Below are 10,418 nucleotides of genomic sequence, written 5' to 3'. Positions count from 1 at the left end.
TGGCCCGCCACGCACCGCCAGAAAACTCCCAAGGTTCAGTTTGCTTGAAGAGTAGGTCTGGCCATCGGTGAAAACGACATACCCCGCTTCTGCGGGATCAGAGGATGACGTCGAGGAAACAAAGTAGGGATTGCCGGGGGCCGCGCCAAAGACCGGGTCGATGCATGGTGCCTTGCTGGGGCAAGATGGCAAGGCCGGGTTGTAAAGGGTCTTCAGTTCCGCCTCTGTTGGCAGGCGCCAGTCACAGTAACCGGCAAAGCAGGCCGGTTGCGGGGTGTTCAGCCCATCAATGAATTCCGTCTTTGCCGTGCCATCAAAGTTCCAGGGGGCACCTGTGCTCCACGTAAAGAGGGCGTTGGCTCCATGTATGGAGGCATCGCTCGTCTTTTTTTCCCACATGAGTCCGGCTTCCTTGTCAACGACTACCGGCCCCAGATCGATATATTTTTCATTCTCTGAAAGGGGGCACCCTAAACTTGGCGCATGATCTTTAAGCGTGAAGGCAACGACAATGCCGGAATTCCACATGCCACTTGGTGGCGTGCATGGGTCGCCAGCGTGGGCCTCTGTGTACGATCTCCCTGGATCGCCCTTCGCCCCGGCTGGACCTTGCGCACCGTCCTTGCCGTCTGTGCCTGGCGTGCCGGGAATCCCGTCGATACCCGGCAGACTTGGCGGGCCTTGTTCGCCAGCATCACCCTTGTCACCTTTCGGTCCGACCAATGACATGAACGTGTCTGGCCATCCAGCATCGACTTTCGGACCATAGAAACGGGCGTTCGTCAGATCCACGTAGAAATCACCAACCGCGCCCAATGTGCTGTTGGGCGCGCCGTTGCCGCTGAGTATCGTGGCGCCGTTCTTGCCGGCGGTGCCGGGAGCGCCATCCTTGCCGACCGGACCTTGTGCGCCGGCCACGCCATCAACCCCATCCTTTCCCGGTGTGCCGGGTGGCCCCTGAATCCCCTGGAGGCCTTGAGGGCCTTCTGGCCCTGGTAAGCCCATCTTCCCCATGGGGCCGGGAGGTCCGGCCGGACCCGGGAGATTCGATCCCAGCGGTTGCCAGTATGACGACATGCCGGGTGTCTGTAGGCGATTGCGAATCTTCAGCGAGAGGAAGGTCTGGTTGTTGTAGCTCACGACATCACCGGCAGTGTAGGTCAGTGCTGGATTCCATTTGCCGTAGTATCGACTTATCGGCACGACGGCATGCCCTGTTCTTGGCATGGCCGCCAGGACAGCCACGGAGAGGCATGAATGGCGTGCGAAGCTCATGAGCTTGAGCATGGGTGCGTCTCTGCAAGTCCGGGGGCTTGCCCAGCGAGGACAAGTTCATTGCGATAGCCGTAACGTGGCTGGTTTCGGGTGCTGACTTTTCCTGGGACCCGTTAGCCCCGGCATCGTCTTGGCCCCTTCGCGCCCCACGTCCGGGGTGTCGAGCATGCCGTGCTCCCCGGGTCGCGACTTGCCTGTCAGGCAGTGGGTCAGCCACCTTGAGATTCAAGGGCTCAGGCAGCAGGAAGGTCGCGCAGACCATGCCATGCACCCCGCGCGACGCGATGGGCACGGGTGGATGGAATGACAATGGCTGCTGCGGAGCCCTTTTTCGTGGGCGATGATTTGTCCGGGGCGGGGTGTGTAGCCCGGCGTAGCCCCCTGATTTTCGGTTGACCGGAAGTTTCGGCCAAGCCCCTGATTCTTATGGCGCCCCGAACACGATTCGAACGTGTGGCCTTCCCCTTAGGAGGGGGATGCTCTATCCAGCTGAGCTACCGGGGCGGCGCGGTCGGCGATTATAGCCCGGTCGGCGGGAATCGCGCACCCGGGGCCGGCATCCGCGCGCCGGGGTGCCGTTACGCTGTCGGGGGTGGCATCGTACAATTCGGCGCCAACTCAACGCCAGCGCGGGAAAAACATGACGGCACACGATCATCAGGGCTGCATCGACACGGCCATGGCGCGGGCGGAGCAGCTTTGCCAGGAGCGTGGCGTGCGCTTCACGCCGCTGCGACGGCGGGTTCTGGCGTTGATCTGGTCCAGCCATGAATCTGTCAAGGCCTATGACCTTCTGGACGAGCTGAAGTCCTTCGACAAGTCCGCCAAGCCGGCAACCGTCTACCGTACGCTGGATTTCCTGCTGGAACAGGGCCTGATCCACCGCATCGAGAGCCTCAATGCCTTCGTCGGTTGCCGGCAACCGGGGAGGGCGCACGAACTGCTGTTGCTGATCTGCGAACGTTGCCACAATGTCGACGAGCGCCCGGCCCTCGACCTTCTGGCGGCGGCCGCCCGTGAGATCGCCGGCGCCCGTTTCACGCCGCACCGGCAGTCATTCGAGATTCGCGGCATCTGCGTGGAATGCGCGGCACGTCAGGGCCCCTCGGCCGGCTGACCGGCGCGGAATTTCATGGCGTGGCGGCAGTCTACCGCTCGCGCCGGTCCGAGATATCCATCCACCCAGCTTCAGGGATCACCGATGTTCATGCCGCTTTACTTTCCTTCCCGCGAGCCGCTCCGTGTCGTGATCGTCGGGGGCGGCTACGCCGGACTGGCTGCCCTGGTGACCTTGCGCGAGCGCCGGCCGGATGCCGAACTGACGCTGGTCGATCCGCGGGACCACCATCTCAAGATCACCCACCTGCACGAAACCTTCCGGCGCCCCCTCGACGACCTGCGGCTGCCGTTCACGGTGCTGGAAAAGCGGTTCGACATCCGGCACGTGCAGGCGGAGCTGCCGTTCGATGCCGGGCAGGTTTCATCCTGGGCGGCGGCCGGCGCGCTCACCGTCGGCGACGAAGTGCTGCCCTTCGATTACCTGCTCTGGGCGACCGGCGCCGGCTATCGGCGGTTGATGCCATCGGAGCACTGCCTGGACCTGCTGGACTTCATGCAGACGCCGGGGCCCGAGTTGCTGGCGCGTACCGTCAGCCGCTCACCCTTGGCCGAGCCGGTAATCTCGGTGGTCGGCAGCGGCGCCACCGGCATCCAGTTCCTGTTCGAGATCACCGATCACCTGCGTCGATGCGGCCTGTCGTGGCGGCTGCGGCTGGTCGACGCCGGCGACGCACCGCTGGGCCAGTTCAATCCCAAGCTGGGGCGCTATGTGGCGTCGCGCTTGCAGGCGTTCGGGATCGATTATCTGCCGCACCACTACTGCCGTGGCCAGACGCAGGCCGAGATCGAACTCGAGCAGGCGGACACCGGCGAGCGTCTGTGCCTGCCTTCCAGCGCCGCACTGCTGTTTGTTGGCATGAACCCCGAGCCGCGTCTCCAGGCCAATGCCTTCGGCCAGGTCCGGATCGACGGCAAGACCCTGCCGCGCGTGTTCGCGGCGGGCGATTGCGCTCAGTACCGCCTGCCCGGTTCCAACGCGCTCAGCGCACAGGCGGCGCTGCGCAAGGGCCGCCTGGCGGCACGCAACATCCTCCGTCATGCCAGCCGTTTCAAGCTCTTGGAGCCCTACCTGCATCGCGACCTCGGCTATGTCATCGGCATGGGCCGGGATGATGCGGTCGGCTGGCTGGCGCTGGAGGGCAACATCGTGGCCGGTCAGCCCGCCGCGCTGCTGAAGGAGGTGGTCGAGGCCCAGTATGATTTGCTGCTGGCGGGCATGGATACCTATATCCTGTGAGACATGCACAGGGCGATCACTGAACGCCGCGCGGAAACACCACCACAGCGAGGAGGTTGACGATGTTGTTCGGCTCCAACAGGCCCGTGACGGGCAAGGCCAGCACCGTGATCCACCGGCCGGTGGACGAGGTGTTCCGTTTCGTCGGCGATGATTTTCTCGTCAACTATCCGCGCTGGTCGCCCGAGGTGGTCGATCTCAGGCGGCTCAGCGAGGGGCCGATCCGGGTCGGCAGCCTGCTGCGGCAGGTGCGGATCGACCATGGCCACAAGTCGGAATCGAGCTTCCGGGTGACGGATTACCTGCCCAACCGGCGGCTAGCTTTCGATGGTGTCTCCAATGCCTACCGCTGCATCTACGATTTCGAAGTGTTCGCATCGCACGTCGACGAGGGCGAGGCGACCCGCCTGGCCTTCACGTTCGAATTTCCCGAGTTGGAACTGATCCTGCGGCCCTTCGAGAAACTGGTGCGCGTCGCCGTCCAGGACGGTGCCGAGCGCACGGTGCGCAATCTCAAGGGCCTGATCGAGCGCGAGGCCGCCAGGGTCTGACCGATACCGCCAACAACCCCCAGCGAGAGGAGGCCAAGGACATGTTCTTCATTGCCGAAAAAGATCCCGGCATCATTCCGCAGGTGCTGTCGAAAATTCTCGATGCCTGCGTCAATGGCGTTACCCTGGCCGATCCGGATCTGCCGGATATGCCCATCGTCTACGCCAACCAGGCCTTCGAGCGGATTTCCGGCTACAGCCAGGCCGAGGTGGTCGGCCGCAACTGCCGCTTCCTGCAGGGCGAGGACCGTGACCAGCTGGCACGCCGGCAACTGCGGGAGGCCATCCAGGAATGCCAGCCGGTCGAGGTGACGCTGCGCAACTATCGCAAGAACGGCGAGCTTTTCTACAATCATCTGGCGTTGACGCCACTGTTCGATCGCGAAGGCAAGTTGATCTATTACCTGGGTGTGCAGTACGACGTCACGCGGCAGGTCCAGGCCGAGGAGGAAATCCAGCGCCTGAGCCAGACCCTGGCCGATACGCCCCGGTTCAGCTGATGCCAGTGGCCGGCGCGGTCGGCCGGAGCATGCCGGCCCGCCGGGGCGAATGACCCCGGACATCCGGGAACATTTCGAGAAAGAAGAAGGAGAGGAGAGGCCCCACCATGCCCAATGTTTCCACCAGCGTGTGCGTGAACTACACGCCTGCCGAGATGTACGATCTGGTGAACGACGTCAGGTCCTACCCCAGCTACATCCCCATGTGCAGCGACGTCAAGCTGCTGGCGCAGTCGCCGGAAAGCCTCAAGGCCACCATCACCATGGCCAAGGGCAAGATCAAGCTCTCTTTCACCACCGAGAACACCATGGAGGCCGGGAAATCCATCCGCATGCGCTTGGTCGACGGCCCCTTCAAGCGGCTGAACGGCGTCTGGCGCTTCGAGCCCAGCGGCGATATGGGCTGTGAGGCCACTTTCCGGCTCGATTTCGAGTTCGCCAACGCCCTGCTCAGCATGGCTTTCGGCGGCTTCTTCAAGGAGGTCACCGAGACGATGGTGGACGCCTTCTGCCGTCAGGCGGCCCGCAAGTACGGTGACCGCACCCGGCTGGCCTGATACCGGCGGTGAAGCCGATCATTGCCGCCGGATTGCCGCTGCCCATGAGCGCCGTCATGCGCCGGGTGATCCTGGCCCGTTCATGGCTGGCGATGAGCCTGCCGGTCCGGGTCGAGACCCTCCGCATCGGTGTGCGCCTGTCCCGCAGCGACAGACTGGCGGGCACGGCCAGCCTGCATCTTGGCATCACCGGCTGGACCCTGATCCGCCGGCATGATGGCCTGGCCAGCAACACCGGCGCAGGCTGTCACCCCTGACCGATTCTCACCCACCGAGCGCATGGAACACGAATACGACCACGAGGAAGAGCGCCATAACGTCCGCGGACCCAGCAAATCCAGCCGCAAGCGGGAAAGCTCGGCGTTGCAGGATCTCGGCGAGGCGCTGATGGCGCTGTCGGCCGAACAGCTGGCACGGCTGGAACTGCCCGAGGAACTGCTGGAGGCGGTCCGGATCGGGCAGGGCATCACCGCCCATGGCGGATTGGCGCGCCAGCGCAAGTTCATCGGCAAGCTGTTGCGCGGGCTGGACCCCGAGCCCATCCGCGCGGGCCTGGCGGCCCTGCGTGGCGAGAGCGCGGCGCTGGTGCGGGTGCAGCACCAGTGCGAGCGTTGGCGGGATCGCATGGTGGCCGAGGGCGATGCTGCCGTGAATGATTTTGTCGGCGAACATCCCGGGGCTGAGCGCCAGAAGTTGCGCCAGTGGGTGCGCGAGGCCCGACGCGAGCGCGATGCCGGCCTGCCGCCGCGCGCGGCACGGTTGCTGTTCCGCTACTTGCGCGAGTTTCTGTCCGCGGACGCCGAGGCCCCGGCTTCGCCGGCCGGAGCGGAACAGGGCTGATCCTCATCTGCGAGCCAGTCCCGCGGTCGGCCCTTATGAAACGGGCCGAATTGCGATTATCATGCCAGCTGTTTCGGCGGGATAGGGATCGGTCGGCGGCGCTTATGTCACAGGGGTTGGGGTGGTTGCTGTACGGGCTGGCCGTTGGGCTGGCCTCGCTGTTGACGGGCCAGGTGCGGCGCTATGCGGAACGGCGACTCATGGATTTGCCCAATGCCCGCAGCTCACATCGGCAGCCGACGCCGCGCGGCGGCGGTCTGGCCATCGTGCTGGTATTCTCGCTTGCCCTGGCCGGGCTGGCGGGTCTTGGCCGGGTGCCTTGGCCTTTGTTCATGGCACTGGCGGGATTCGTCCCGCTGGCCGCCATCGGCTTTGTTGACGACCACGGCCATGTCCCGGCCCGCTGGCGCTTCCTCGTCCAGCTGGCCGCCGCGGTCTGGGCGCTCGCCTGGCTGGGCGACCTTTCGCGCCTGACGATCGGCGGTCATCTTCTGAACCTGGGCGGGATCGGGCACCTGCTGGCGGCCCTGTGGATCGTCTGGATGATCAATCTGTTCAACTTCATGGATGGCATCGACGGCATCGCCGGACTGGAAGCCATGTCGGTGGCGGCATCGGCGGCATTGCTGGCCGGTACCGATGCAGCGGTGGCAGGCCCGTCCCTGGCGCTGGCGGCGGCTACCGGCGGCTTCCTGATCTGGAACTGGCCGCCGGCGAAAATTTTCATGGGCGATGTCGGCAGCGGGGCGCTGGGCTTCGTGCTGGCGGTTCTGGCGCTGTGGTCTGCCGGGCAGGGAACCCTCAGCCTTGGCGTGTGGTGGATACTGGCGGCCGTGTTTCTGGTCGATGCCACGCTGACATTGCTGATACGCCTTGGTCGCGGCGAACGCTGGTATGAGGCCCACCGCAGCCACGCCTATCAGCATGCCGCCCGGCGCCGGGGCGCCCATCGCCCGGTGACGCTGGGGGTCTTTGCCATCAATGTGCTCTGGCTGTTGCCGCTGGCCTGGCTGGCAGCGGCGCACCCATGGCTGGAGCCCGTCGCGCTTGCCATGGCCATCCTGCCCCTGGCACTGACAGCCTATCGGCTGGGCGCTGGCAGGCCCTGAGGGAACCCCGGCTTGATTCCCGCCAAACTGCGCTTGCGCTCCCTGGTTTTCCTGCACGACCTGGTCATGGTCGTGCTGGCCTGGCTGGGTGCCTACTGGCTGCGCTTCAACCTGTCGCTGCCGCCGCCGAAGTACGTCGATTCCGCCCTCGAGACCCTGCCGGTGGTACTGCTGGTCCAGCTGCTGGTGTTCTCCCGGCTGGGGCTCTACCGGGGTGTCTGGCGCTTCGCCTCGGTGCCGGACCTGATCCGCATCGGCAAGTCGGCTCTGGTCGGGGTGGCGCTGCTCGCCGTGGCGCTGTACTTCTACAACCGTCTGGAGGACGTGCCACGCTCCGTGCCGCCGCTGTACGTGATGCTGCTGGGGTTGTTGCTGGCAGGGCCGCGACTGATCTACCGCATGTGGAAGGATCAGGGTATCGCCCTGGTGGTGGGTCGGCGCACGCTGGTGGTGGGCGCCGGCCGTGCCGCCGAGCTGCTGGTGCGCGACCTGCTGCGTGCCCGCGACAGCCGTTTCATCCCGGTGGCGCTGGTTGATGACGATCCCGGCAAGAAAGGCAGCGAGATCCACGGCGTGCGGGTCCGCGGACCGTGCGAACTGATCCCCGCGCTGGTCGAGCGGCTGGAGATCGAGGCCATTCTCATCGCCGTGCCGTCGGCCACCGATCGGGAGATGCGACGCATCGTCGAGACTTGCGAGGGCACCGGCATCCCCTTCCTGACCCTGCCGTCGGTGCAGGACATGCTGGCCGGGCAGATGGCCGGCAATCTGCGCGAGGTCTCCATCGAAGACCTGCTGGGACGCACCCCGGTGCAGCTCGACCGCCGCGCCGTGCAGGCGCATGTCGCGGGCGTCCGGATTCTGGTGACGGGCGGCGGCGGTTCCATCGGTTCGGAGCTCTGCAAGCAGATCGCTCGTTTCGCGCCGGCGGAACTGGTCATCTTCGAGCAGTGCGAATACAACCTCTACCGGATCGAGCAGACGTTGCGGCGGTCGTTTCCGGACCTGAGGCTGGTCGCCCGGCTTGGCGATGTGACCGACCGGCTGGCCGTCGAGCGCGCGATGCTCGAGGCGCGCCCGGACATCCTCTTCCATGCCGCCGCCTACAAGCATGTGCCCTTGTTGCAGGGCCAGGCCCGTCAGGCCGTGCGCAACAACGTCATCGGCACCCGGATCGTCGCGGAGGCGGCATGTGCGGCAGGCGTGCGCCAGTTTGTGCTGATTTCCACCGACAAGGCCGTGCGGCCCACCAATGTCATGGGCGCCACCAAGCGTGCCGCCGAGAAGCTGGTGCAGAGCCTCAATGGCGACGGCGGGACCCGCTTCATCACGGTGCGGTTCGGCAACGTGCTGGATTCCGCCGGCAGCGTCGTACCGCTGTTCCGCGAGCAGATCCGCGGCGGTGGCCCGGTCACCGTGACCCATCCCGAGGTCACCCGCTATTTCATGACCATTCCGGAAGCCTGCCAGCTGATCATGCAGGCGGCCGCCGTTGGCCAGGGCGGGGAAATCTTCGTGCTGGACATGGGCGAGCCGGTATCCATCCGCTATCTGGCCGAGCAGATGATCCGCCTCTCCGGCAAGCGGGTCGGCGAGGATGTCGCCATCGACTATGTCGGCCTCAGGCCTGGCGAAAAACTCACCGAGGAGCTGTTCCTGGACGACGAGCGGCCCATGCCGACACCGCATGCCAAGCTGCTGCTGGCGCGTTCCGTGAGCCTGGAGCGCGCCGAGGTCGGGCGCCGGGTGGAGGCGCTCGACGAGGCGGTCTCCCGTTTCGACGAGGCCGCGGTCCTTGGTCAGCTGCGCGCCTTGGTGCCGGAGTTTGTCGATGCGCCGGCAGCGGCCGGTCTCCCGGAGCCGCCTGGGGCTGCCGGCAGCGCGGAGCGTGGCGGCCGTTGAGCTCGCCGATGAGCAGTGCTTGTCTTGTCGCACACTTTCCATTATCCTTATCGGCTTTTCACGCATTGCCATTTGTTTGGAGCGCGCAGTAATGAAGACCTTCAGCGCCAAGCCGGCCGAAGTTAAACGCGACTGGTATGTCATCGATGCCGACGGAAAGACGCTGGGCCGCCTTTCGACAGAGATCGCGCGCCGCCTGCGCGGCAAGCACAAGGCCGAATACACCCCGCATGTCGACACCGGTGATTACATCATCGTCATCAATGCGGAGAAGGTTCGCGTCACCGGCACCAAGGAAAAGGACAAGATTTACTACAGGCATACCGGCTACATCGGCAACATGAAGTCGGTGGCGCTGGGCAAGCTGCGGCAGACCCATCCGACCCGCATCATCGAGACCGCCGTGCAGGGCATGCTGCCCAAGAACCCGCTGGGTCGCGCCATGTTCCGCAAGCTCAAGGTCTATGCCGGCGCCGCGCACCAACACCAGGCACAGCAGCCGAAACTGCTGGAAATCTAACCGAGACAAGCTGGAACACCCATGGCACAACAGCACTATTACGGAACCGGCCGTCGCAAGAGCGCCGTTGCCCGCGTATTCGCCAAGACCGGCAGCGGCCGCATTCTGGTCAACAACAAGCCGGTCGAGGAATATTTCGGCCGCAAGACCGACCAGATGGTTGTGCGTCAGCCGCTGGAACTGGTCTCCCTGGGTGAGAAGATGGATGTGATGATCACCGTTTCCGGCGGTGGCCCCAGCGGCCAGGCAGGTGCCATTCGTCACGGATTGACCCGCGCCCTGATCGATTTCGACGAAAACCTGCGTCAGCCCCTGCGGCGCGCCGGCTACGTCACCCGCGATGCCCGCGAGGTCGAGCGCAAGAAGGTCGGTCTGCACGGCGCCCGTCGTCGGCCGCAGTACTCCAAGCGCTGATCGGGCTACCACGTTAAATGGGGGATCGTCTAGCGGCAGGACTACGGACTCTGACTCCGTCAACCTAGGTTCGAATCCTAGTCCCCCAGCCAATAAAATCAAGCCCTTACAGAAATGTAAGGGCTTTTTTTTCGCCCGTGGTGCACTGGTGGTGCACTCACCGAAAAGAGATGGCAACAAATGGCCGCTATCGCCGCCCGCCCGCGCACGGGTGTCGCTGTTTTTTTCAGAATCGGAAAGAACCCCCGAAGCCATCGGCCCCGGTGCGCATGGCATGGATATATTAGGGAATGCTTAAGTAGTGGAGGAACCTTAAGCAATTTTTGTGGCTAGCGCACCGTCGGGGCTCCCATTACCCGCCGTGGCTGTGGATGAGGAGGACCCGGGCATTGTT

General features: G+C 64.8%; 12 protein-coding genes and 2 tRNA genes. 12 read left to right on the top strand and 2 right to left on the bottom strand.

Features of this window, described 5'->3' with window-relative positions:
* On the bottom strand, window positions 1–1,287 hold a 1,287-nt coding region (locus ACYQ1H_RS14760), incomplete at its 3' end, for an Lcl C-terminal domain-containing protein (protein WP_460028807.1).
* 415 nt (window positions 1,288–1,702) lie between these two features.
* Window positions 1,703–1,779: transfer RNA gene (locus ACYQ1H_RS14755), tRNA-Arg, on the bottom strand.
* Between the two features lie 136 nt (window positions 1,780–1,915).
* Here ACYQ1H_RS14755 and ACYQ1H_RS14750 point away from each other — a divergent pair.
* The 12 genes from ACYQ1H_RS14750 to ACYQ1H_RS14695 all read left to right on the top strand — a co-directional run bounded on the left by ACYQ1H_RS14750 (window position 1,916) and on the right by ACYQ1H_RS14695 (window position 10,116).
* Window positions 1,916–2,392, top strand: a complete 477-nt coding sequence (locus ACYQ1H_RS14750) for a Fur family transcriptional regulator (RefSeq protein WP_460028806.1) — start codon at window positions 1,916–1,918, stop codon at window positions 2,390–2,392.
* 84 nt (window positions 2,393–2,476) lie between these two features.
* A complete protein-coding gene (locus tag ACYQ1H_RS14745; protein WP_460028805.1) occupies window positions 2,477–3,631 on the top strand; it encodes an NAD(P)/FAD-dependent oxidoreductase in 1,155 nt (384 codons plus the stop codon).
* 62 nt (window positions 3,632–3,693) lie between these two features.
* Window positions 3,694–4,182 (top strand): SRPBCC family protein, encoded by a 489-nt coding sequence (locus ACYQ1H_RS14740; RefSeq protein WP_460028804.1) that lies wholly within the window; start codon window positions 3,694–3,696, stop codon window positions 4,180–4,182.
* Between the two features lie 41 nt (window positions 4,183–4,223).
* Window positions 4,224–4,682 carry a PAS domain-containing protein gene (locus ACYQ1H_RS14735; RefSeq protein WP_460028803.1) on the top strand — a complete coding sequence of 153 codons (459 nt, stop codon included), beginning with the start codon at window positions 4,224–4,226 and terminating at the stop codon, window positions 4,680–4,682.
* Between the two features lie 107 nt (window positions 4,683–4,789).
* Entirely contained in the window at window positions 4,790–5,239 is a 450-nt protein-coding gene (locus ACYQ1H_RS14730) for a type II toxin-antitoxin system RatA family toxin (RefSeq protein WP_460028802.1), read from the top strand.
* Window positions 5,240–5,247: 8 nt separating this feature from the next.
* A complete protein-coding gene (locus ACYQ1H_RS14725; RefSeq protein ID WP_460028801.1) occupies window positions 5,248–5,496 on the top strand; it encodes a hypothetical protein in 249 nt (82 codons plus the stop codon).
* A 22-nt stretch (window positions 5,497–5,518) separates the two neighbouring features.
* Entirely contained in the window at window positions 5,519–6,079 is a 561-nt protein-coding gene (gene yjgA, locus ACYQ1H_RS14720) for a ribosome biogenesis factor YjgA (protein ID WP_460028800.1), read from the top strand.
* A 104-nt stretch (window positions 6,080–6,183) separates the two neighbouring features.
* Window positions 6,184–7,188, top strand: a complete 1,005-nt coding sequence (locus ACYQ1H_RS14715; protein ID WP_460028799.1) for an MraY family glycosyltransferase — start codon at window positions 6,184–6,186, stop codon at window positions 7,186–7,188.
* A 12-nt stretch (window positions 7,189–7,200) separates the two neighbouring features.
* On the top strand, window positions 7,201–9,090 hold the full coding sequence (locus tag ACYQ1H_RS14710; RefSeq protein ID WP_460028798.1) for a polysaccharide biosynthesis protein: 1,890 nt from the start codon (window positions 7,201–7,203) through the stop codon (window positions 9,088–9,090).
* 91 nt (window positions 9,091–9,181) lie between these two features.
* Complete coding sequence (gene rplM / locus ACYQ1H_RS14705) at window positions 9,182–9,610, top strand: 50S ribosomal protein L13 (protein ID WP_460028797.1); 429 nt, start codon at window positions 9,182–9,184, stop codon at window positions 9,608–9,610.
* Window positions 9,611–9,631: 21 nt separating this feature from the next.
* Complete coding sequence (rpsI, locus tag ACYQ1H_RS14700; protein ID WP_460028796.1) at window positions 9,632–10,024, top strand: 30S ribosomal protein S9; 393 nt, start codon at window positions 9,632–9,634, stop codon at window positions 10,022–10,024.
* Between the two features lie 18 nt (window positions 10,025–10,042).
* Window positions 10,043–10,116, top strand: a tRNA-Gln gene (locus tag ACYQ1H_RS14695).
* The last annotated feature ends 302 nt before the right edge of the window (window positions 10,117–10,418 follow it).

Source organism: Methyloparacoccus murrellii (assembly GCF_054657115.1).
The sequence above is the reverse complement of the archived record's forward strand: the minus strand, read 5'-3'. Positions and strand labels throughout refer to the sequence as shown.

Excerpts from the sequence above, each read along its gene's own strand:
- ACYQ1H_RS14750 (WP_460028806.1), top strand. The coding sequence starts at position 1,916 with ATGACGGCACACGATCATCAGGGCTGCATCGACACGGCCATGGCGCGG.
- ACYQ1H_RS14745 (WP_460028805.1), top strand. The coding sequence starts at position 2,477 with ATGTTCATGCCGCTTTACTTTCCTTCCCGCGAGCCGCTCCGTGTCGTG.
- ACYQ1H_RS14740 (WP_460028804.1), top strand. The coding sequence starts at position 3,694 with ATGTTGTTCGGCTCCAACAGGCCCGTGACGGGCAAGGCCAGCACCGTG.
- ACYQ1H_RS14735 (WP_460028803.1), top strand. The coding sequence starts at position 4,224 with ATGTTCTTCATTGCCGAAAAAGATCCCGGCATCATTCCGCAGGTGCTG.
- ACYQ1H_RS14730 (WP_460028802.1), top strand. The coding sequence starts at position 4,790 with ATGCCCAATGTTTCCACCAGCGTGTGCGTGAACTACACGCCTGCCGAG.
- yjgA (WP_460028800.1), top strand. The coding sequence starts at position 5,519 with ATGGAACACGAATACGACCACGAGGAAGAGCGCCATAACGTCCGCGGA.
- ACYQ1H_RS14715 (WP_460028799.1), top strand. The coding sequence starts at position 6,184 with ATGTCACAGGGGTTGGGGTGGTTGCTGTACGGGCTGGCCGTTGGGCTG.
- rplM (WP_460028797.1), top strand. The coding sequence starts at position 9,182 with ATGAAGACCTTCAGCGCCAAGCCGGCCGAAGTTAAACGCGACTGGTAT.
- rpsI (WP_460028796.1), top strand. The coding sequence starts at position 9,632 with ATGGCACAACAGCACTATTACGGAACCGGCCGTCGCAAGAGCGCCGTT.